This is a genomic window from Enterobacter sp. HMSC16D10 (assembly GCF_001807145.1).
Classification (GTDB): Bacteria; Pseudomonadota; Gammaproteobacteria; order Enterobacterales; family Enterobacteriaceae; genus Enterobacter; species Enterobacter roggenkampii.
In genome coordinates this window covers 79,027-100,764 of the sequence record NZ_KV787833.1, presented here as the reverse complement: position 1 = coordinate 100,764, position 21,738 = coordinate 79,027, and the positions used below count along the sequence as shown (strand labels likewise).

The 21,738-nt window shown below is 57.9% G+C and carries 23 protein-coding genes; 11 read left to right on the top strand and 12 right to left on the bottom strand.

Going from position 1 to position 21,738, the window contains the following annotated elements; genetic code table 11:
• Genes HMPREF3143_RS03410 through acpT form a run of 5 tightly spaced genes read left to right on the top strand, consistent with a single transcriptional unit; the run spans position 1 to position 4,205 of the window.
• A complete protein-coding gene (locus HMPREF3143_RS03410) occupies positions 1-1,170 on the top strand; it encodes a beta-ketoacyl-[acyl-carrier-protein] synthase family protein (RefSeq protein ID WP_032664764.1) in 1,170 nt (389 codons plus the stop codon).
• A complete protein-coding gene (locus HMPREF3143_RS03405) occupies positions 1,167-1,640 on the top strand; it encodes a hotdog family protein (RefSeq protein ID WP_008503092.1) in 474 nt (157 codons plus the stop codon). The genes HMPREF3143_RS03410 and HMPREF3143_RS03405 overlap by 4 nt, the downstream gene beginning before the upstream one ends.
• Complete coding sequence (locus HMPREF3143_RS03400) at positions 1,637-2,368, top strand: 3-ketoacyl-ACP reductase FabG2 (protein WP_008503093.1); 732 nt, start codon at positions 1,637-1,639, stop codon at positions 2,366-2,368. Before HMPREF3143_RS03405 ends, HMPREF3143_RS03400 begins: the two co-directional genes overlap by 4 nt.
• Positions 2,365-3,594 carry a beta-ketoacyl-ACP synthase gene (locus tag HMPREF3143_RS03395; RefSeq protein WP_058654976.1) on the top strand — a complete coding sequence of 410 codons (1,230 nt, stop codon included), beginning with the start codon at positions 2,365-2,367 and terminating at the stop codon, positions 3,592-3,594. Before HMPREF3143_RS03400 ends, HMPREF3143_RS03395 begins: the two co-directional genes overlap by 4 nt.
• Before the next feature lie 2 nt (positions 3,595-3,596).
• On the top strand, positions 3,597-4,205 hold the full coding sequence (gene acpT / locus HMPREF3143_RS03390) for a 4'-phosphopantetheinyl transferase AcpT (protein WP_023326249.1): 609 nt from the start codon (positions 3,597-3,599) through the stop codon (positions 4,203-4,205).
• Here acpT and arnF read toward each other — a convergent pair.
• From arnF to HMPREF3143_RS03350, 8 genes are all read right to left on the bottom strand, one after another.
• The gene (arnF, locus tag HMPREF3143_RS03385; RefSeq protein ID WP_032653795.1) at positions 4,162-4,542 is read right to left on the bottom strand and encodes a 4-amino-4-deoxy-L-arabinose-phosphoundecaprenol flippase subunit ArnF; all 381 of its coding nucleotides are present in this window, start codon (positions 4,540-4,542) and stop codon (positions 4,162-4,164) included. The genes acpT and arnF overlap by 44 nt on opposite strands.
• Positions 4,539-4,874: a 4-amino-4-deoxy-L-arabinose-phosphoundecaprenol flippase subunit ArnE gene (gene arnE, locus HMPREF3143_RS03380; RefSeq protein ID WP_023294741.1), complete on the bottom strand. Its 336-nt coding sequence runs from the start codon at positions 4,872-4,874 to the stop codon at positions 4,539-4,541. The genes arnF and arnE overlap by 4 nt, the downstream gene beginning before the upstream one ends.
• Complete coding sequence (gene arnT, locus HMPREF3143_RS03375; RefSeq protein ID WP_070531762.1) at positions 4,874-6,529, bottom strand: lipid IV(A) 4-amino-4-deoxy-L-arabinosyltransferase; 1,656 nt, start codon at positions 6,527-6,529, stop codon at positions 4,874-4,876. Before arnT ends, arnE begins: the two co-directional genes overlap by 1 nt.
• Positions 6,526-7,428 carry a 4-deoxy-4-formamido-L-arabinose-phosphoundecaprenol deformylase gene (arnD, locus tag HMPREF3143_RS03370; protein ID WP_023294743.1) on the bottom strand — a complete coding sequence of 301 codons (903 nt, stop codon included), beginning with the start codon at positions 7,426-7,428 and terminating at the stop codon, positions 6,526-6,528. Before arnD ends, arnT begins: the two co-directional genes overlap by 4 nt.
• Complete coding sequence (gene arnA, locus HMPREF3143_RS03365) at positions 7,425-9,407, bottom strand: bifunctional UDP-4-amino-4-deoxy-L-arabinose formyltransferase/UDP-glucuronic acid oxidase ArnA (protein WP_008503100.1); 1,983 nt, start codon at positions 9,405-9,407, stop codon at positions 7,425-7,427. The genes arnD and arnA overlap by 4 nt, the downstream gene beginning before the upstream one ends.
• Positions 9,404-10,387: an undecaprenyl-phosphate 4-deoxy-4-formamido-L-arabinose transferase gene (gene arnC, locus HMPREF3143_RS03360; RefSeq protein WP_008503101.1), complete on the bottom strand. Its 984-nt coding sequence runs from the start codon at positions 10,385-10,387 to the stop codon at positions 9,404-9,406. The genes arnA and arnC overlap by 4 nt, the downstream gene beginning before the upstream one ends.
• Position 10,388: 1 nt before the next feature.
• A complete protein-coding gene (gene arnB, locus HMPREF3143_RS03355) occupies positions 10,389-11,528 on the bottom strand; it encodes a UDP-4-amino-4-deoxy-L-arabinose aminotransferase (protein ID WP_008503102.1) in 1,140 nt (379 codons plus the stop codon).
• Between the two features lie 326 nt (positions 11,529-11,854).
• Complete coding sequence (locus tag HMPREF3143_RS03350; RefSeq protein ID WP_008503103.1) at positions 11,855-12,358, bottom strand: phenolic acid decarboxylase; 504 nt, start codon at positions 12,356-12,358, stop codon at positions 11,855-11,857.
• A 99-nt stretch (positions 12,359-12,457) separates the two neighbouring features.
• On the opposite strand from HMPREF3143_RS03350, the gene HMPREF3143_RS03345 reads away from it, so the two are divergent.
• Entirely contained in the window at positions 12,458-13,339 is an 882-nt protein-coding gene (locus tag HMPREF3143_RS03345) for a LysR family transcriptional regulator (RefSeq protein WP_063618190.1), read from the top strand.
• A 32-nt stretch (positions 13,340-13,371) separates the two neighbouring features.
• Positions 13,372-14,166 (top strand): SDR family NAD(P)-dependent oxidoreductase, encoded by a 795-nt coding sequence (locus HMPREF3143_RS03340; RefSeq protein WP_021242161.1) that lies wholly within the window; start codon positions 13,372-13,374, stop codon positions 14,164-14,166.
• 5 nt (positions 14,167-14,171) lie between these two features.
• On the opposite strand, the gene HMPREF3143_RS03335 is transcribed toward HMPREF3143_RS03340, so the two are convergent.
• Positions 14,172-14,618 (bottom strand): NlpC/P60 family protein, encoded by a 447-nt coding sequence (locus tag HMPREF3143_RS03335; protein WP_175441106.1) that lies wholly within the window; start codon positions 14,616-14,618, stop codon positions 14,172-14,174.
• 320 nt (positions 14,619-14,938) lie between these two features.
• Here HMPREF3143_RS03335 and HMPREF3143_RS03330 point away from each other — a divergent pair, with 320 nt between their 5' ends.
• Positions 14,939-15,598, top strand: coding sequence for an HAD family hydrolase (locus HMPREF3143_RS03330; RefSeq protein WP_008503107.1), 660 nt, complete (start codon positions 14,939-14,941; stop codon positions 15,596-15,598).
• Positions 15,599-15,682: 84 nt separating this feature from the next.
• Here HMPREF3143_RS03330 and HMPREF3143_RS03325 read toward each other — a convergent pair whose 3' ends face one another.
• Together HMPREF3143_RS03325 and HMPREF3143_RS03320 are read right to left on the bottom strand one after the other, a co-directional pair.
• The gene (locus HMPREF3143_RS03325) at positions 15,683-16,708 is read right to left on the bottom strand and encodes a TerC/Alx family metal homeostasis membrane protein (RefSeq protein WP_008503109.1); all 1,026 of its coding nucleotides are present in this window, start codon (positions 16,706-16,708) and stop codon (positions 15,683-15,685) included.
• 163 nt (positions 16,709-16,871) lie between these two features.
• Entirely contained in the window at positions 16,872-17,270 is a 399-nt protein-coding gene (locus HMPREF3143_RS03320; protein WP_008503110.1) for a potassium channel family protein, read from the bottom strand.
• Between the two features lie 315 nt (positions 17,271-17,585).
• On the opposite strand from HMPREF3143_RS03320, the gene HMPREF3143_RS03315 reads away from it, so the two are divergent.
• On the top strand, positions 17,586-18,923 hold the full coding sequence (locus tag HMPREF3143_RS03315; RefSeq protein WP_070531755.1) for an MFS transporter: 1,338 nt from the start codon (positions 17,586-17,588) through the stop codon (positions 18,921-18,923).
• A gap of 34 nt (positions 18,924-18,957) precedes the next feature.
• Here HMPREF3143_RS03315 and HMPREF3143_RS03310 read toward each other — a convergent pair whose 3' ends face one another.
• On the bottom strand, positions 18,958-19,695 hold the full coding sequence (locus HMPREF3143_RS03310; RefSeq protein WP_021242157.1) for an IclR family transcriptional regulator: 738 nt from the start codon (positions 19,693-19,695) through the stop codon (positions 18,958-18,960).
• A gap of 169 nt (positions 19,696-19,864) precedes the next feature.
• Here HMPREF3143_RS03310 and HMPREF3143_RS03305 point away from each other — a divergent pair, with 169 nt between their 5' ends.
• A complete protein-coding gene (locus tag HMPREF3143_RS03305; RefSeq protein ID WP_023345059.1) occupies positions 19,865-20,557 on the top strand; it encodes an RraA family protein in 693 nt (230 codons plus the stop codon).
• On the top strand, positions 20,557-21,495 hold the full coding sequence (locus HMPREF3143_RS03300) for an NAD(P)-dependent oxidoreductase (RefSeq protein WP_070531752.1): 939 nt from the start codon (positions 20,557-20,559) through the stop codon (positions 21,493-21,495). Before HMPREF3143_RS03305 ends, HMPREF3143_RS03300 begins: the two co-directional genes overlap by 1 nt.
• The last annotated feature ends 243 nt before the right edge of the window (positions 21,496-21,738 follow it).

Genomic DNA, 21,738 nt, shown 5'->3' with positions numbered 1-21,738 from the left:
ATGATTTATATTTCCGCTGTTGGCATGGTCAACGCGCTGGGCAACTCGCATGATGAAATCGCTGCCAACCTGGTGACGGGCGTAGCGCCGGGTATGCATGCCCGAACCGGCTGGTTACAGGGTTCACCCGATGCCGTGCTGGGCGGTGTGGAAGGCGAACTGCCGCCCATCCCGGAAACGCTGTCCGCACACCGCACCCGCAACAACCAGCTTCTGCTGGCCGCGCTGGCGCAGATTCAGTCGACCGTCGAGGAGGCTATCGCCCGCGTCGGCCGCGATCGGGTGGCCGTGGTGCTGGGGACCAGCACCTCTGGGCTGGATGAAGGCGATGAGCACGTGCAGCGCATGACCCATGGCGAAGTGAGCACGCACTGGCAGTACCCGCAGCAGGAGCTCGGCGATCCGTCCCGCTTCCTCGCCAACTGGCTTCAGCTCGAAGGCCCGGCCTATACGATCTCGACAGCCTGCTCTTCCAGCGCGCGGGCGATGATCGGCGGCAAACGTCTGATTGAAGCCGGGCTGGTGGACATCGCCATTGTAGGCGGAGCAGATACCCTGAGCCGGATGCCCGTCAACGGGTTTAACAGCCTTGAATCCTTCTCCCCTTCGCTCTGCGAGCCTTTTGGTCGCGACCGTCGGGGGATCACCATCGGTGAAGCCGCCGCGCTGATGGTGCTTAGCCGTGAGCCCGCGGACGTGGCGCTGCTCGGGACGGGGGAATCCAGCGATGCGTACCATATCTCCGCTCCGCATCCGCAGGGCGAAGGGGCGATCAGGGCCATCACGCAGGCGCTCAACGAAGCGGGTATGCAGCCCGGAGATATCGGCTACATCAACCTGCACGGCACGGCCACGCCGCTTAACGATCAGATTGAATCGCAGGTGGTACACGATCTCTTTGGGGAAAGCGTGCCCTGTAGCTCTACCAAACACCTTACCGGCCATACGCTGGGCGCTGCCGGTATCACCGAAGCGGCCCTGAGCTGGCTGATTCTGACGCGCGATCTGCCCTTACCGCCGCAGGACTTCGCCCGCTACGCACCGGACGACACGCTGGCGCCGTGCGGTCTGCTGCACCAGCGCACCGCGCTGACAAAGCCGGTCATTCTGTCTAACTCGTTCGCGTTTGGCGGCAACAACGCCAGCATTCTGCTGGGGAGAGCGTCATGAGCTACTTATCACCCGAAGCCTATTTGCCGCACGATGCGCCCATGATGTTGCTGGAGTCCGTTGAGAATGTGACGGACGACATGGCGGTATGCCGCGTCGCGATAGACAGACAAAGCGTGCTGGCACCCTTTCTGAATGCCGATGGCGACCTGCCGGGCTGGTACGCGCTCGAGCTGATGGCGCAGACCGTCGGCGTCTGGTCCGGCTGGCATCGCCAGCAGCAGGGGCAGGAGCATATTGCGCTGGGCATGGTGCTCGGCGCGCGTGAACTGATCTGCGCCAGCGGGCGTTTCGCCGCAGGCTTGACGCTGGACATCACCGTTAAGCTGCTGATGCAGGACGAACGCTTCGGCAGTTTTGAATGCGCAATTTCCGCTAATGAAGAGACGCTGGCCACGGGCCGGGTCAACACCTTCCAGCCAAGCGCAGAAGAATTAACCTCGCTTTTTAATCAGGGATCTAACGCATGAGTCGTTCCGTACTGGTCACCGGGGCCAGCAAAGGCATAGGGCGCGCCATCGCCCGCCAGCTTGCCGCCGACGGGTTTACCGTAGGCGTGCATTACCATCGTGATGCCGCAGGCGCGCAGGAGACGCTGGACGCCATCACGCAGGCGGGCGGCAACGGCCGTTTACTCTCGTTTGATGTGGGCAACCGCGAACAGTGCCGCGAGGTGCTGGAACAGGACATTGAAGCCCATGGCGCATGGTATGGCGTGGTCAGCAACGCGGGTATCACCCGCGATGGTGCCTTTCCGGCATTGAGTGAAGACGACTGGGACAGCGTGATCCACACCAATCTCGACAGTTTTTATAACGTCATTCACCCCTGCATTATGCCGATGATTGGCACCCGTAAAGGGGGACGCATTATCACCTTATCGTCCGTGTCCGGCGTGATGGGTAACCGCGGGCAGGTGAACTACAGCGCGGCAAAAGCGGGCATTATCGGTGCCACCAAAGCGCTGGCGATTGAGCTGGCAAAACGCAAAATCACCGTGAACTGCATTGCGCCGGGGCTGATTGATACCGGAATGATTGAAATGGAAGAGGCCGCGCTGAAAGAAGCGATGTCCATCATTCCAATGAAACGCATGGGCCAGGCTGAGGAGGTCGCCGGGCTGGCAAGCTATCTGATGTCAGATATTGCGGGTTACGTCACCCGCCAGGTCATTTCCATTAACGGAGGAATGCTATGACGCGTCGCGTGGTGATTACGGGCATGGGCGGCGTGACCGCCTTTGGCGAAAACTGGCAATCCGTGTCCAGCAGGCTGCTGGCGTATGAAAACGCGGTGCGTAAAATGCCGGAGTGGCAGATCTATGATGGCCTGCACACCCTGCTGGGCGCGCCGATTGATGACTTCACGCTGCCGGAACATTATACCCGCAAACGGATCCGCGCCATGGGCCGCGTGTCGTTGATGTCGACCCGCGCCACCGAGCTGGCGCTGGAGCAGGCGGGGCTGATTGGCGAGGCGGTGCTCACCAATGGGCAAACGGGTATCGCGTATGGCTCATCCACAGGCAGTACCGGGCCCGTCAGCGAATTCGCCACTATGCTCACCGAAAAGCACACCAATAACATCACCGGCACAACCTACGTGCAGATGATGCCGCACACCACCGCGGTGAATACCGGACTGTTCTTCGGATTACGTGGCCGCGTCATCCCGACCTCAAGCGCCTGTACGTCCGGCAGCCAGGCAATTGGCTACGCCTGGGAGGCGATTCGCCACGGCTATCAGACCGTTATGGTTGCGGGGGGCGCTGAGGAGCTGTGTCCGTCTGAAGCGGCGGTGTTTGACACGCTGTTTGCCACCAGCCAGCGTAACGATGAACCCAAAACCACCCCTTCGCCATTTGATACGCAGCGCGATGGTCTGGTGATTGGGGAAGGCGCGGGCACCCTGATACTCGAAGAGCTGGAGCATGCCAAAGCGCGCGGGGCCACTATCTACGGCGAAATCGTGGGCTTTGCCACTAACTGTGATGCGGCCCATATCACCCAGCCTCAGCGTGAAACCATGCAGATTTGTATGGAGCAGTCGCTGGCCATGGCGGGATTAAGCGCCCTGGATATGGGGTATATCTCCGCACACGGTACTGCCACCGATCGCGGCGATATTGCTGAAAGCCAGGCCACTGCCGCTATCTATGGTGACAACGTGCCGATTTCATCGCTGAAGAGCTATTTTGGCCACACGCTCGGAGCCTGCGGCGCGCTGGAAGCATGGATGAGTTTACAGATGATGCGTGAAGGCTGGTTTGCCCCGACACTCAATTTAAGGCAACCGGATGAGCAATGTGGTGCTTTAGATTATATTATGGGAGAAGCCCGCCAGATCGATTGCGAGTATCTGCAGAGCAATAACTTCGCGTTTGGCGGCATCAACACCTCGATTATCATTAAACGCTGGGCGTAACTATGTACCAGTTTGTACTGGGAAAAATATCCACCCTTTGCGCGGACCCGCTGGCGTCAACGCTCGCAGACAGCGCACCTCAGGGTGCTCGCAATGCCTCATGGCTGGCTGGCAGGATGCTGCTCGCCAGAGCGTTATCCCCTCATCCGCTCCCCGACATTATTTACGGCGAGCAGGGGAAACCGGCCTTTGCGGAGGGCCATCCGCTGTGGTTCAACCTGAGCCACAGCGGTGACGATATCGCCTTGCTGATGAGCGATGAAGGCGAAGTCGGCTGTGATATCGAAGTGATTCGCCCCAGGAAGAACTGGCAGGCGTTAGCGAATGCCGTCTTCAGCATGACGGAGCATGATGAGCTTGAGCGCGAAGCGCCAGAGGAACGGCTTGCCGCCTTCTGGCGTATCTGGACGCGAAAAGAGGCGATCATCAAACAGCGTGGCGGTAGCGCATGGCAGATTGTCAGCATCGACAGCACGGCGCCGTCGCACTCGGTCAGCCAGGTGCAGATCGGCTCACTCAGCCTGGCCGTTTGTACGTCGACCCCTTACACCCTGACCACCGAGTCGATTATCCACGTCGGGGCAGGAAAATCACCAGTACACCCAACATAATAAACACGACGCCGACCAGCCCGTGCCAGGAGAAGCTTTCTCCCCAGCCCGGCAGCAGGATCGCGGCGCCCCACACCAGGATATAGCTAAGACTCAGCAAGGCATACGCTTTGCTGAGCGCCATGCGATGCAGCGCCAGGTACCAGCAGCCCATAGAAGCCACATACCCCATCAACCCCAGCAGCAGCGCGCCCGTGCCGGACGAGACGTGCCACAGCGCGGAAATAAACGTCAGAAGCTCGCTGACCGGAGGCAGAGCCTGCATGGCATCGCGCAGCAACAGCTGCGCGGCGCTGACTAACAGCACGCTGCATAAGGCCCAGAACGCCCCTTTCACAGGCTCCCTCCCAGGATAACAATCCCAATGATGATCAACCCCACCCCCAGCCAGTGATGCAAGGCGACGTTTTCACGCCAGAATACCTTCGCCGCCAGCGTTACCCAGACAAAATTGAGGCTCAGCATAGGGTAGGCAATGCCGACAGGCAGGCGCTGCAGCACCACCAGCCAGACCAGCATTCCGCTGCCCAGCGCCAGCAGAGCCAGGCCAAGCCACAGCGCGATATGCACGCCACGCCGCCCGGCTTTCGCCGGACGGGTAGCCTGTTTCTGGCACAGCTGTCCTGCACAGCTGAGCAGGCTTGCCAGTATCAGCCAGATCCAGGTCATCACTTCGGCAGATACTGCAGGTAGGCCAGACGGCCCTGGATATACAGGCTGTCCGGTTCTGGCAGATTCGCCCGCGAAAGGTCATCGCGTTTTGACAGCAGAATCACCAGCGATACGCGTCCCTGCTGACGGTGCTCAGCCAGCCACTGCGCGAAGTCATCTTTACCGACAAAACGATCTTTCACATCAGGATAATCCAGCCCGTAGCGCAGTTCGCCACTCTGGCCAAACAGCGTGATGTCATTGCGCTTCAGCTCCCACGCCAGGCCAGCGGCCAGGCCGACGTTATTGGCCAAGACAAATCGGCTGTCCTGAAGCGGCTCGCGCACGGTGTCGACCAGCGACTGCGGCTGTTTGGAATCCACCACCAGGTTAGGAATGGCAAAACCGATCAGCAGCGCCAGGCCCGCAGGGCAGAGCGCCGCAAGCCACCAGCGCTGCTGACTCTGCCTGAACGTAAACCAGCCGACCGCGGCCCAGATGAGGAACGCGACCACCGCGCAGAACACTTTATACAGTTCAACCGAGGACCAGACCGGATGCTTAGCGAACCCCCACGGGGAGACCACCAGCGCCGCCACCATGCCGATAACGCCAAACGCCAGGTTGATCCCGCCATTAATGCGTAACGCTCTGGCGCCCTTCTCCGCCGCGAGGCAGGCATAGCGCGCCATCAGGATCGCCAGCGGGGCAAAGCACGGCAGGATATAGGTCGGCAGCTTGCCTTTGGCGATGCTGAAGAACAGCAGCGGCATCACCACCCAACCCAGCAGATAGAACCCGCCGCCCGCGTTTTGTCTGTCATGCCAGCCGAGACGAAACGCGCCGGGCAGCAGCGCCAGCCACGGCAGGCTACCCGCGATCAGGAACGGCACGTAGTACCAGAACGGGGCTTTGTGCTGCGCGTCGCTCTGGGCGAAACGCTGAATATGCTCAACCCAGAAGAAGTAACGCCAGAAGTCAGGCTCACGCTGCGCAATCGCCAGCCCCCATGGCAGAACAATCAGCACGCAGCTCAGGATCGCGAGCCAGCCAAAAATCAGCACCTCTTTCCAGCGCTTCTGGGCGATCACCCACGGCAGCACGCCAATCACCGGTACCGCCAGCGCCAGGAAGCCTTTGGTCATCACCCCCATCCCGCAGGCCAGCCCAAGCAGCACATAGCCGCCCGCTTTTCCGGCAACGGTTTGGGCCTGTGACGCCAGCCAGAAGCTGCACATCGCCGCCACCAGCCACAGGGTGATGATGGGATCCAGCACCGCATACGTGCCGATGCCATACACCAGGAACAGGGTCAGGAAGATCAGGCCGGAGAAAAGGGCTGTCCGCTTATCCCGCCAGAGACGCCAGGCCATCCAGATGACCAGCAGCGCCGCTAAACCGGTGGAGAAGATAGACCCGGCGCGCACGGCGAGGTTCGTGTGCCCGAACAGCATCTGCCCGATGCTGTTGATCCAGTAGCCGGCAATCGGCTTTTCAAAGTAACGCAGCCCCAAAAAATGCGGGACAACCCAGTCTCCGGAGGCCAGCATTTCGCGGCTGATTTCCGCATAGCGCGTTTCATCAGGCTGCCAAAGCAGGCGGATATCAACCGGGATGAGGTAGTAAACGATAAACAGTGCGAGAAGCGCTAAGCCATAACGGGCTGTTTTCATTGGACCGGACTCACGGTTTGTTGATAGCCAAGCCAGCCTTCCCGGCCAGCCAGTTCATTGCGGACCACTTTGCCCACGGGCAGGGTGCTGAGGTCGTCTGGCAGCAGCTCGCTTAACGGGCAAAACGCAATGCCTTCCTGAGCGGCCATCGTCAGCAGTTCGTCGAAATCATGCTGATACGCAATCCCTTCCACTTCGGCATGGATGGTATACACCGGCGTACCGGCGTCACGATGAATGCGGTCCAGGATGTAGCGATTGAACTCATCAGCTTTCACCTCGCGCCCGACCACTTCATCCCAGGTGGGAAGCGTGACCGGAATTTGCACCGTACCGTAGCGATTTTCGCCCAACAGCGGCAAAAAGGGCCCGGTTCCGCGGCAATCGCTGTTGTAGCGAAACGCAAAGGCTTCTTTGGCCTTCACGACGCGCTGATCCGCACGCCATCCCGCCACGGCGGAGCAGCGCACGGGCTGACCGATAATGGCCTCCAGCTCCAGCATCCCACGCTCGACCTCACGGGACAGGCGCGGGATATCCCAGACGCCCGCCCAGGCTTGCCAGGCATGGTGATCCCAGGCATGCAGACCCACCTCATGATGCTGTGCCGCCTCACGGATAACCGCTTCATTACCCGCGCCGATGCGTCTGCCGGGCCAGGCGGTGCCGGCCAGCAAAATATCCCAGCCGTAGAGGGATGCTGCGCGCGAGCGCAGCATTTTGAACAGAAATGCCGGTTTAACCAGACGCCATAAATGGCGTCCCATGTTGTCAGGCCCCACGCTGAAGAAAATGCTGGAGCGCACGCCGTGCTTGCTCAGCAGTTCCAGCAGTTTGGGTACGCCGTCACGCGTTCCCCTGAAGGTGTCGACATCAATGCGTAAACCGACTTTTTTCATGAGACCTGTTCCGACAGCTCCACGGTGCGCAGGAAGAAATCAAGCGTTTCATCAATGGTTTGTTCCATCTTCACCGTCGGCGTCCAGTTCAGGCAGCGCTTCGCATTGCGAATGCTTGGCTTACGGTGCTCAACGTCCTGATACCCTTTACCGTAGTAGCTGCTGCTTTCCACTTCGCGGAAGCCGGCAAACGGCGGGAATTTATCGCGCAGCGGGTGGCGCTCAAAGCTGGCCAGCAGCATCTCGGCCAGTTCGCGAATGCTCGCTTCGTTGTCCGGGTTGCCGATGTTAATGATTTCACCGTTGCAGCGATTATCTTTGTTTTCGATGATGCGGAACAGCGCTTCGATACCGTCGCTGATATCCGTAAAGCAGCGTTTCTGTTTCCCGCCTTCGATAAGCTTGATTGGCGAGCCTTCCACCAGGTTCAGGATCAGCTGGGTGATCGCACGGGAGCTGCCGATACGCGCTGCGTTCAGGTTATCCAGACGCGGACCCATCCAGTTGAACGGACGGAACAGGGTAAAGCGCAGGCCCTCTTTCTCACCGTAGGCCCAAATCACGCGGTCCAGCAGCTGTTTGGAGACGGAGTAAATCCAGCGCTGTTTGTTGATCGGCCCGACCACCAGGTTGGAGGTGTCTTCATCGAAGTTCTTATCGGTACACATGCCGTACACTTCAGAGGTGGACGGGAAGATGATGCGCTTGTCGTATTTCACGCAGTCGCGGATGATCTTCAGGTTCTCTTCGAAGTCCAGCTCGAACACGCGCAGCGGGTTACGGGTGTACTCGATTGGCGTGGCAATAGCGACCAGCGGCAGCACCACGTCGCATTTCTTAATGTGGTATTCAATCCACTCGGAGTGGATGCTGATGTCCCCTTCCACGAAGTGGAAGCGCGGGTTGTCGAGGAAACGGCTGATCGCATCCGCGCCAATATCCAGGCCGTAGATTTCGTAGTTATCGTCTTTGAGCAGACGTTCGGTCAGGTGGTTACCGATAAAACCGTTCACGCCGAGGATCAGCACGCGGGTACGGCGTTTGATGGCCACCACCGGCGCGCTGGTGATCAGCGCCCCGGCCACCAGCCCCAGCGACTGCGCCAGCTGGGTGCCCTGAACGTACAGGCCGTTGTCGGTTTGGCCGGTAACGATCTCCAGCGCCTGCTCGCCGCAGCTCACAATCAGCGGGGAGACGGAGACGACGGTGCCCGGTTTTGCCGCCGGAATGTCGTCACGCACGCGGGATTTCCAGACGATGAACTTGCTGACGCCCGCAAAGCTGTAGGCGCCCGGCCACGGGTCGGTCACGGCGCGCACCAGGTTGTGCAGCTGGCGGGCCGGTTTGTTCCAGTCCAGACGACCATCTTCCGGCGCGCGGCGGCCAAAGCAGCTTGCCTTGCTCTCGTCCTGCGCGGTCTCGCTGAAGGTGCCGTTAAGGATGCCCGGCAGCGCATCGCGCAGCAGCGTCTGTGCCGTCGCGTTCAGCTTTTGATGCAGCTGCAGCGCGGTATCGTCCGCATCAATAGCGACCTTCTGCTGCGCCACGATAGCGCCCGCATCCGCACGGCGTACCATGCGGTGCAGCGTCACGCCCGTTTCCGTTTCACCGTTCACCAGCACCCAGTTCAGCGGGGCGCGGCCACGGTAGGCAGGCAGCAGAGAACCATGAAGATTAAAGGCGCCTTTTGCAGCCAGGCCTAAGATCTCGTCGGAGAGCAGGTTGCGATAGTAAAACGAGAAGATGACGTCAGGCGCGAGGGCGCGGATGCGCTCCACCCACAGCGGGTGGTTGACGTCGTCTGGCGCATAAACCGGGATACCGCGCTCGGCGGCGATACGCGCCACGGAGCCGAAAAAGTTATTCTCTCCAGCCGTGTCCGGATGGGTAAAGATTGCCGCAATGTCATAGCCCGCTTCCAGCAGGGCCTGCGTGCCCGTGCACCCCATATCGTGATAGGCAAATACAACAGCTTTCATGGGTGAATTTCCTCTTGAGATGCTTTGTGTTCCTGACGGACAACACGTTGAATAAAGTAGCGCGGACGCGCGCGAACGTCGTTATAGATTCGGCCAATGTATTCACCGAGGAGCCCCATCCCGACAAACTGGGCGCCGATGAACATAAACAGCACGGCAAAGAGCATGAAGACCCCTTCCGCCGCCCACTGCGGGCCAAAGACCAGTCGCAGCACCACCAGCAGAACGGACAGCGCGAAACCGGCCACGGCGATGATGCTGCCGAACACGCTCAGCAGACGCAGCGGCGTGGTGGTCAGGCAGGTGATGAGGTCGTACATCAGGTTGATGAGGCGCATAAAGCTGTACTTCGACTCCCCGTGCTCGCGCTCGGCGTGCAGGACCGGGATTTCCGTTGCCTTACGGGCAAAGGTATTCGCCAGAATCGGAATGAAGGTGCTGCGCTCGTGGCAATGCAGCATGGCGTCGACGATATGGCGGCGGTAGGCGCGCAGCATGCAGCCGTAATCGCCCATCGCTTTACCGGTCGTGCGCTGGATCAGACGGTTGATGGTGCGCGAGGCCAGCTTGCGGAACAGGCTGTCCTGACGGTTCTGACGGACCGTGCCGACCACGTCATAGCCTTCGTCGGCTTTGGCCACCAGGCGCGGGATCTCTTCCGGCGGGTTTTGCAGGTCCGCGTCCAGGGTGATAATCAGATCGCCCGTGACGTGGCTAAACCCCGCCATAATCGCCGAGTGCTGGCCGTAGTTACGGTTGAGCAGCACGGCAACGATGTGGCTGCCTTCGGCCTGCGCGGCTTCGGTCATCATCAGCGCGGAATTATCGCTACTGCCATCATCCACCAGCAGAATTTCGTAGGCCTTGCCCATCGTGTCGCAGGCGGCCGTTGTACGGCGGATCAGTTCGGGCAGGCTCTCCTGCTCGTTATAAACCGGGATGACCACGGATACTTTTTGTACAGGCGGTGCACTGAACATATCAATGTCCTGCAAGCTGATGGAGTGCGGTAATGACGCGGGTTGTGTCGTCATGAGTCATGTCCGGGAAAAGAGGGAGAGAACAAATACGCGCGCTATTCCATTCAGAATTCGGGAGCGATACATCAGGAAAACGCTCGCGGTAGTATTTTTGCGTGTGGGCCGCGCGGAAATGGAGGCCGGTACCGATGCCTTTCTCTTTCAGTGCCGCCATCAGGTTGTCGCGTGAGATCCCGCAGCGCGCTTCATCCACGCGAATAATAAACAGATGCCAGGCGTGAACGTGCGGCCATGACGGAATAGTGAGCGGCTGGAACGGCGTATCGGCAAGCTCCCGCAGGTAGCGTTGTGCTATTTCCTCACGGCGCCTGTTGGCCTCTTTCAGTTTGCCTAACTGCACCAGCGCCAGCGCGGCGTTGATGTCCGCCAGGTTGTATTTGTAGCCCGGCGCGATCACTTCCGCCTGCGGCGCGCGACCGTGCGTCTGGCGATCATAGGCATCTACGCCCAGGCCATGGAATTTCAGACTGCGGATCCGCTGTGCCAGCTGCGCGTTATCGGTGACCACCAGGCCGCCTTCCGCGCAGGTCATGTTTTTAATGGCGTGGAAGGAGAAAATTGCCGTTCCTTTCCAGCCCACGTGACGGTTTTTGTAATACGTTCCGGCGGCATGGGCCGCATCTTCAATCACCGGAATACCGTGACGTTCACCGATGGCATGAATTGCGTCGATATCACACGGCGCGCCGGCATAGTGAACGGGAATAATGGCTTTAGTGCGCGGGGTAATAGCGGCTTCCACGGCTTCTGGCGTCACCATTAATGTGTCTTTATCCACATCAATCATGACCGGCGTGGCGCCCAGCAATACGATCATATTCAGCGTGGAGACCCAGGTCTGGGAAGGGGTAATAACTTCATCGCCCGGGCCAATATCCAGCGCCATCAGCGTAACGTGCATGCCCGCGGTGGCGGAACAGACGGCAATCGCATGCTGATTCCCGGTAAGTTGACAGAATGCCTCTTCAAGTTGCTGATTTTTAGGCCCAGTGGTGATCCAGCCCGACATCAAAACGTCCTGAAGCGCCGCAATTTCCTCAGCGCCCATCGACGGCCGCGAAAAAGGCAGAAAATCACTCATTATTAATTTCCTTGCAATCAAAATGGCATGTTTTTGATATTAACCAAATGCCAGCCCGCTTATTTCAACGAACCATAAACTCATATCAAAGTAGCTCTCTTTCCTTAGGGAAAAATTAAGACAGCGTTTACAACGCTATAAGACAACTAGCAGCCAATTGAAAAACAACAAGTTAATTTTATATTAAATATTTTTGATGTGATCTTCCGCAACATTTTGAAATGGAAACATTTAAACCAATCCTCAACAAACAAAAAAAATCCCGGCTATTTCAAAATAATATGAAATAGCCGGGAACTTTTCTATTTAGTTAATTGTCGCGCTTATTACAGGTTATCTGGAAAGTTTTTCGGTAATTCACTGGCCGCGCAGGCGATCACGCTTTCATTATTGGCACCACAGTCGCGTACAAAGGTGATTGTGGCAAATTCATCAATCACTTCGGTTGGATACGCCGGGCCCGCATCACGGTAGCTGTTCATCAGCGGAATATGATCGTTCTGGAAGCAGACGGTTTTTTCCGGGTTGTTCATGACCCAGCGCGGGAAGAAAATGGTGCCGTGGAACAGTTTGTCGCCCAGGTTCACAATCAGGCTGACGTCGGTACCGGTTGGCTCGGTCCAGGAAATTTTATAGATGCTCTCCCCTACCCGCACGATGTAAGCCTGCTGATCTTTCACCCAACGGTTTGCCACCAGACCGCTGTGAATACGGTAATCCAGGGTCGTCTCGTTTTTGACGTAAATCTCGTAGTTCCAGCCGTTGTCGTAGGTGTAAACAAGGTGTTTGCCAACGAAGCCGCTTAAGTCGTGTTTGTCGAAGGTGTTCATAAGATGTCTCCTTTGTTTTGATGAGACGATCGTACCCATTCAAAAAATGAATGAATAACGCTATGTTTTAATCAAATTCATCCAAATTTTAGATAAATTATGCATAAGACGACGCTGGAACAATGGTCTTTACTGGAAAGAGTGGTCGAGGCGGGCAGCTTTGCCAAAGCCGCAGAAGAAACCCACCGCAGCCAGTCTTCGGTGAGCTATAACCTGTCGCTGCTGCAGGAGCGGCTCGGCGTGGCGCTGCTGGTCCCGGAGGGGCGACGGGCGGTGTTAACGCCGGCAGGAGAACTGCTGCTCAACCAGGTTAAACCGCTGCTGAAAGCCTTTTCGTACGTTGAGACGCGCGCAGCGACCCTTCGCAACGGAATGCGCACGCGGCTGGATCTGGTGGTGGATTCCATTTTCCCTCGCCGCCGCCTGTTTGCCATTCTGCGCCAGTTCCAGCAGCAGTATCCGCAAACCCAGGTACGCCTCACCGAGGTGCTGGAAAACACCCGGAACGATGCCATTAACGACGAAGCCGATGTGATGGTTCTCACCCGCCGCCAGGACATGACCGGGCTCGGCGAATGGCTGATGAATATCGATTTTGTTGCCGTGGCCCACCATCAGCATCCTCTCTTTCACCTCGACGCGCCGCTTAACGACGACATGCTACGCCCGTGGCCGCTCATTCAGATTGCGGACAGTCAGCCCGCCGCGCGCGCGGCCGGTGAGTCATGGACCTTCTCCACCATCGATGCCGCCATTGAGGCCGTCCTCTCTCAGGTCGGCTACGGCTGGCTGCCAGAGGAACGCATCCAGACCCAGCTGGATCAAGGCATCCTGAAACGCCTGCCGCTGAGCCACGGTGCACGCAGAGCGACGCCGCTTCACCTGATTGTTAAGCGCTCCCTCGCCCCGCTTGACGAGCAGGTGGAGACGCTGCTGCGCCTTTTTAGCCAGGAGCCGTCATCCTCACCTGCTACGCTTTAAGGTCCGAACGTTAAAACGATAAGGAGCGGATGATGAAAATCGACTTTACGGGGAAAGTGGCGCTGGTGACCGCCTCAACCGGCGGGATCGGGTTCGCCATCGCCAGAGGGCTGGCAGAAAGCGGTGCCGAGGTGATCGTCAATGGCCGCAGCACGGAATCGGTGAACAAAGGCATTCAGCAGCTGCAGCAGGTGGTGCCGGGCGTGCAGGTGCGCGCCGCGATTGCCGATCTCAGCACGGCGGAAGGGGTCGAGTCGCTGCTGAAGGTGGCGAATAACGTTGATATTCTGGTTAACAACGCCGGGATTTACGGCCCGCAGGATTTCTATGCCACCGACGATGAGACCTGGGAGCGTTACTGGCAGACCAACGTGATGTCCGGCGTGCGTCTTTCCCGCGCCCTCCTGCCGGGCATGGTGCAAAAGGGCTGGGGACGGGTGGTGTTTATCTCCTCCGAGTCGGCCTGCAATATCCCGGCGGATATGATCCACTACGGCGTGACCAAAACGGCGCAGCTCTCCCTGGCGCGCGGGCTGGCGAAGTTCGTGGCGGGAAGCGGCGTGACGGTCAACAGCGTCTTGCCGGGGCCAACGATGTCGGACGGTTTCGCAGAGATGATGAAGGATGAAATCGAAAAAACCGGTAAATCGCTGGAGCAGCTGGCGAAAGAGTTTGTGATGGCCAACCGCCCCAGCTCGGTGATCCAGCGCGCGGCCACGGTTGAAGAGGTGGCCAATATGGTGATTTATGTCTGTTCGCCCCAGGCTTCCGCCACCTCGGGCGCGGCGCTGCGCGTCGATGGCGGCGTGGTAGATGACATCATCTGAGGCTGTCAGGCCGCACTGCCTGCAACCCGACGGGCAGTAATGTAGTGCGCCTGCCAGTAAGCATCCGTCAGGGTTGAGACCGTGACGCCCTGGCTGCTTGAGGCATGAATAAACTGGCTATTGCCAATATACACGCCGACATGCCTGCGGTTCGGACCCGTCTGGAAGAACACCAGATCTCCGGGCCTCAGGCGGTATTGCGTCACCTGCACCCCGCGGTGGATCTGCTCGCCGGTCGTGCGCGGTAAGTTAAGATGCGCCACATCGCTGAACAGGTGCTGCATCAGCGCGGAGCAGTCCACGCCGCGGCGCGTGGTTCCGCCCCACTGATACTGGGTCCCCTTCCACTTTTGGTATTGATCAAGGATGCGCGCGCGCAGCGGGCCCGTATCCTGTTGCATCAGTGCAGATTTCGCTGGCGAGACGGCCAGGTTACTGTTCATCGATAGCATCGACGCGGGGAGTTGAAAACTGAATGCAGAAAACGAAGCAAAACTTAACGTCAGGATTGAAATAAACGATCTAAGAGTCATATCAAGAAAGCAGTAGTGAGTGAGTTTTTCCTTACCTGTGGGGCCAAAGGGTTCCCCTGAATATCGTGCGATGTGGCGATAATATAGACAGATCGTTTTTTCACCAATTCTTATCGAGGCCAAAAATGGACTCACTTTGAGATCGCAAGATCGAGAAAAAAATGGTGGTGATGTAAGGACTGTCCTGGTAAAGCAGGTAAACTGATCCACAGAATGTGTATTTCAGCTAAGACGTATTTATGACCAATATGATTGCCGACGAGACGGTGGCGAAATCCAGCGTGCTCTCTGTCTTTGACTTTGATGGGACGTTAACACACCACGACAGCTTTATTCCTTTCCTGCGCTTTGCCTTCGGGAAACGCTACTTCGCGGGCCGTCTGGTGCGTATGGCGCTGCCCACGCTCCACTGCGTGCGTCGCAAGCTGACGCGCGATGAGCTAAAGGAAGTGCTGATCAAAACGTTCCTGACGGGCGTGGATGAACACTGGTTGCGCCAGCAGGCGGAAGCGTTTTGCGAAAAATACTGGAGCAAGCTGATGCGCCCCGAAGGGGTTCTGGCCGTGGCGGCAGAGGTGAATTCCGGTGCGGAGGTGACCATCTGTTCCGCGTCTCCGGCGCTGGTGCTTCAGCCGTGGGCTGACAAACTGGGCATTAAGCTGATTGGCACGCAGCTGGAAGTGAAAGACGGCAAGCTGACGGGGCGCATCACGGGCCATAACTGCCGCTGCGCCCAGAAGGTGGCCAGGCTGGAAAAAGTGTATGGCGATCTGAACGCCTATCACCTGCGCGCCTGGGGGGACACCCGCGGCGACCACGAGCTGCTGGCAGCGGCGCAGGATCCGCACTGGCGGCACTTCCACCCGCCGCGCAAGCGCCGCAATTCACCCATCAAGTAGCCTTTTTGCCGGGTGGCGGCTGCGCCTTACCCGGCCAACATTCGAACTGTAGGTCCGGTAAGCGAAGCGCCACCGGGCGGTACATCAGGCTTCTCGTTTCCCCGGGAACATCACGCTCGCAATAATTCCCAGCGCCAGCACGCCCAATACCACAAACAGGCTGGCCGTCGCGCCAATGCTGTAACCGTGATGCCAGAAGTGATCGGTGGCATTTAACCCCAGCTTGAACGCCACGAAGAACAGCAGCAGCACCACCGCTTTCTCGAGATGCACCAGATACTGCTTCAGCGCTTCCAGCACGAAGTAAAGGGTACGCAGGCCGAGAATAGCGAACATCATGGCGCTGTAGATAATCAGCGGCTCGCGGCTGACGGCGATAATGGCCGGCACGGAGTCAAACGCGAACATCACGTCTGAGAGTTCCACCACCGCCACGCAGAGCAGCAGCGGGGTCGCATAGCGCTTCGCCTTCTTCACGCGCCCAACCATCACGTCCTGGTTTTCCGGCTTTTCAAGCTCCGCATCCACCTCTTTCTGCGTCAGAATAAAGGCGTTGCTGCTGATTTTCGGCCAGACCGGATAGAAGCGTTTTACCAGGCGATAGGCGAGATGACCCGAGTAATCTTCCACTTCGTCACTCTCTTCATTGCGTCGGAGCATCATTACCGCCGTCCAGCCGACGACCAGCGCGAAAATCACCTCGACGTAAGGCCCCAGACTTAACAGGCTGGTGCCGATAGCCACGAAAATACCGCGGAAGACAATCGCCCCCAGCACGCCCCAGTAGAGCACGCGGTGACGGTACTTATCCGGCACGCCGAACCAGGCGAAGATCGCCATCATCACAAACAGGTTATCGACGGAGAGCACCTCCTCCAGCGCATAACCGGTGAGGAACAGGCTCGCCATCTCGGCGCCATGGTGAACGTACAGGAACCCGGCGAAGGCCATCGCCATCATGACCCAGAAGAGGGACCACATTGCGGCGCTTTTCAGCGAGATCGGTTTATCGTGACGGTGCATAAAGAGGTCGATAAACATCGCCCCAACGGCCATCACTACAAAGACAACAACGGTTTCCGTCGGGAAACCGAGATGAGCAGCAGACATACATAACCCTTTTATAGAGGCAAAGCACAGCACCATGCAGGCTGGCGTAAACCAGCAGAGAAAAAGGGTGGGCTGTTTATCACATCCACCCTCAAAACCGCAGCGCGACGGCCGCGTAAGGGGTGTACTTTACCTTACCAGATGGGGAATGCACATCTACCGTTTAGGCGCTCATGCCACGCAAACGCTGCAGCACTGCGACCAGAACCGCCACAGACCAGCCTACCATCAACGCGCCCACCAGTCCTTCCACCCCGCCGATGAGCCGCCAGTGCTGGGGTAACGTGACGTCGCCGTACCCTACCGTCGCATAGCTCACCAGCGAAAAGTAGAAGCTGGTGTTCCAGTCATTAAACGCGTCGATGACAAAATAAAAGGCAGCAAACAGCCCGGCCTCCAGAAGATGGGCGAAAATCATAGAGATCACGATACCGACATTGCGTAAAACAATGCGTACCGCAGAATCGACGTCTAACGTGATGAATTTTAAAACACCAAACATCCACAGCGAATGAATGACCACGGTTAGGGTAAGCAAAATAATAATGCTGAGTAGCTGCATGGTACGTGCTCTGACCAAAAGGGATATGGCCCCGCGAGCGCGGCGGGGCATCTGGTCGAAGCTTAGTCGAAGGGAGAGGAAAAGTTGGGGCAATAATTGCGTTACGTGATTATTTCTCTGCCAGCACGTCCTGCTTGCGGCTGGTCAGCAGCCTTGAGCGATATCCGTAGCGCACTATCTGTGAGTCACCTCTTATTTACATCATTTAAACCTTCCATTAACTGGATAAAAAGAACGCGCCGTCGCTATAGTGGTTTTGTTTAATAAAACTAAGTTGTACCTAATAAAACAAAGAACACACCCTGCGAGGATACAATGACAGAACATTTACGTAACGGCGCGACCGCCACCGAGGACATAGAAAGAGAGACGATGCGGAAGGTGATCTGGCGTATTCTCCCGTTTCTGATTGTCAGTTACCTGGTCTCGATTATCGATCGCGGGAATATCGGCATGGCTTCGCTGCAGATGAATGAGGACCTTGGCCTCAGCAAAGCGGCGTTTGGCTTCGCCAGCAGCCTCTACTTCGTGGCCTATTTCCTGTTTGAGGTGCCGAGCAACCTGGCCATGCAGAAAGTCGGCGCCCGGCTGTGGATCCCGCGCATTATGATCAGCTGGGGCATCGTCTCCATGGGCATGGCGCTGGTTCAAAATACCACGTCGCTCTATATCGTCCGTTTTCTTCTCGGAGCAGCGGAAGCAGGCTTCTTCCCGGGCGTCGTGCTGTATCTGACCTGGTGGATCCCTGCCCGCTACCGCGCGCGCATTATTGCGTCCTTTATGGTTGCCATCCCGCTCGCTAACTTCATCGGCTCCCCTCTTTCCGGATTGATACTGTCGCTGGATGGCTGGCTGGGTCTTCGCGGCTGGCATCTGCTGTTCATTATTGAAGGCTTACCTGCGGTGCTGCTGGGTATTGCGGCCTGGTTTATTCTCCGGGATCGCCCTCATCAGGCGAAATGGCTCAGCGATGAACAGAAAAAGTGGCTGGAAACCACCCTTGAGACCGAGCGTAGCCAGCAAAAGAACATTGGACACCAGACGACGTGGCAGCTGCTGAAGCATCGTCAAATCTGGCTGATGGCGCTGATTTACGCGGGCGCATCGTCCGCGGGCACCACTATTAGCGTCTGGTCTCCTCAGCTGCTGAAATCCTTCCATCTTGATAATCTGCAAACCGGTCTGTTTAACGCCATTCCTTACGGTCTGGCATCGGTTCTGACGATTGTCTGGGGACGACACTCCGATCGCACGAATGAACGCCGCTGGCATACTGCGCTGACGCTGTTCATGATTGCCGCCGGCGTGTTCGCTGCCTTTGTCAGCGTCTCGCTCTTTGCCACTCTCGCGATCCTGAGTATTATCCTGACGGGCGCGTATTCGATGAAAGGGCCTTTCTGGGCGCTGGCGTCCGGCTGGATGAGCAGCTCCTCGGCGGCGGCAGGGCTGGCCGCAATTGGCGCCATCGCGAACCTGATTGGCGGGGCGGTCATGGTAAATGCCTACGGCATGATCAGCGAGCAAACGGGCAGCTACACGCTGGCTATGCTTCCGCTGGCCGTGCTGTGCCTGGCCGGGGGTATCGCGGTACTCATTATGGGACGGCAGGCACGCAACGCTCAGCTACACGAAAAACAGGTCACACATTCGTGATGACAGAAGCGGGACACATGTCCCGCTTCTGCGTTTAAAGATTTTCTTCCGCCGCGTCGCTCGTTTCACCAAAGAACTGCTGACAGAAGGGCTTACTGGCTCCCATTTTCTGCGACAGACGGCTGGCCGCCGCCTTCATCAACGGGCCTATCTCCTTCTCACGACGATCTTCCGTCAGCCGTGAGATGGGGCCGGTCAGGGCTAACGCCGCAACCAGCTTGTCGTGAACGCCGAAGACAGGCATCGCAAACGCCGCGGTGTGGGGATCGCGTGCGCCTGACGTGTAGAAAGGGAGTTCAGCGTCTCCCTCCGGCAGGCTCTCATTGAGCCCCCAGTGGCGCAAGACCTTACTGATGGCCGAATTATCGAGCGGGAACTGGCTGCCGGGAAGATTGCTGTGTCGCAGGCCGTGCGACGCTTCCGCGCGAAACAGGCAAAGGCGCTGCCCGCCCTCCAGCACATACCAGCTGGCGCTCTCCTGAGACGCCAGGGATAAGGCCTGAAGCTCTGGCTGAACCACCCGCGAAAGATGGAAAGATTGTTCATACAGCTTGCCGAGGTAAAGCAGACGTGGGCCAAGCGCATAATTGCCGTCTTCATGCCTGACGACGTAATTCATCCGTTCAAGAGAATTCATCAAGCGGTAAACCGTGGTTTTGTGATAACCCGACAGCTGTGCCAGCGCGGTCAGCGTCAGGCTCTCATCCCCAGGACGGAAGCAATCCAGTAAAGCCAGCGCTTTTTCAACCGCTACAACGCCTTCATTCCCCATCATTATCTCCTTGTTAGCCCGGCAGTGAGTGTACCTCAAATTTTGTGAGTCACTTCGTGTTTACATCACAAACGCCACCTCGGGTCTGGCTAAAAGGAAAGCAACACCGCTATAGTTGTTTTGTTCTGTACACCTGCGTTGTACCAAGTAAAAAAATATGGAGGCATTCATGTCCGTTTCTGAAAAAAAACCGATTAATCGCCAGTTCGAACGCGTTTCTGCCGAGGACGTTCGTCGGGCTGCCGAGTATCAGGCCGCCATTCTGGCCGACGTGGCCGGTCGCCGCGGTACGCTTCACGGCCGCATCAAACCGCTGGCTCCTCACATGTCCGTTGCGGGTCCGGCCATCACCGTGGAAGTCCGTCCGGGTGATAATCTGGCGATTCATGCCGCGATGGCGGTTGCGCAACCCGGCGATGTCCTGGTCGTCGATGGCAAAGGCGACCTGAGCTGCGCGCTGCTGGGCGAAATCATGGCCACTCAGGCTCAGGCGAGCGGCATTGCGGGCATCATTATTGACGGTGCTGTACGTGACGCCGATTCCCTGAGCAAAGGTCACTACCCTGTCTTTTCTGCCGGTCTGAACCCCTGCGGCCCGACAAAGTTAATTTCTGGCCGGGTGAATCATCCCATTTCAGTCGCCGGGGCGACGGTTCAGGCCGGGGATCTGGTTGTCGCGGATATCGACGGCGTGGTCGTCATCCCGCGCGATGAGGTTCAGCAGGTTATCGCGCTGGCAAAAGAAAAGCTGGAGATGGAGACCCGGCGTCTTGCCGCCATTCGTGAAGGCGATTTGCGTCCACACTGGCTTGATGACGCGCTTCGTAAGGCAGGTATGTTAGCCGACGGGGAGACGCTGTGATGGGGGGCAAAGACGTAATTCTGGTGACCGGAAGCGACCTGGCGGAGCAGGCCATGGTGATGCTGCAGGGCTTTGAGGTGGTGTTTGCGGGCCGCCAGCCGACAGAAGATGACCTGATCGCGCTGTGTGAACGACACAATCCCGTGGCGATTCTGGTTCGTTACGGCCGGATCACCGCGAAAGTCATGGATGCCGCCCCGGCTCTGCAGGTTATTTCCAAGCACGGAAGCGGGATCGATGTGATAGACCAGACGGCAGCGGCCGAGCGCAATATCGCCGTCCGCGCGGCCCCAGGCGCAAACGCGGCGGCAGTGGCTGAGCATACATGGGCGCTGATCCTCGCCTGCGCAAAGTCCGTGGTGCCTCTGGACAAGCGGCTGCGGGACGGGCACTGGGATAAGGCGACGCATAAATCCATTGAGCTGGAGGGATTAACCCTGGGGCTAATCGGATTGGGCGCTATCGGCTCGCGCGTGGCAACTATTGGTCATGCCTTCGGCGTGAAGGTGCTGGCTTACGATCCCTATGCTAAATCGATGCCTGCCCTGTGCGAACGCGCAGAGACGCTGACCGGACTTCTTTCCCGTTCCGATGTCATCTCTTTGCACTGTCCGCTAACCGATGAGAATCGGGGAATGATCAATAGCGAGGCGCTCGCACACTGCAAGCGGAACGCCATTCTGGTCAATACGGCACGCGGTGGACTGATCCACAGTGAATCGTTACTGGCTGCGCTTCGGGATGGCACGCTGCACAGCGCAGCGCTGGACAGCTTTACCCAGGAGCCGCTGACGGCCCCGCACCTCTGGCAGTCCGTAGAAAACGTGGTGATTTCACCGCATATCGGCGGCGTGACCGCCGCGTCATACATCAAGATGGGGACCGTGGCCGCGGGCAATATTCTGGCCGTGACGGACGCCGCCACCGTCAGCCCGTAAAACCAAGCGTGACGAGTGGCAGCGCGCTGATGTCACTTGTCTTCTGCTGTGTAGAGACATTAAAGTTGTATCCTTTAACCTGAAAAAGACTTTAAAGTTGTAAAGTTTTAAAAAAACACATACAAAACATGATGCTAAGTGTGTATCACACGCTGTTCCAACATTATGCCTTGATGTTCTTGCAGGAACTGCAATTTACAGGAGGAAAAAGGTGTTTTTGTAGTTATCTGGCGTTACGTGACA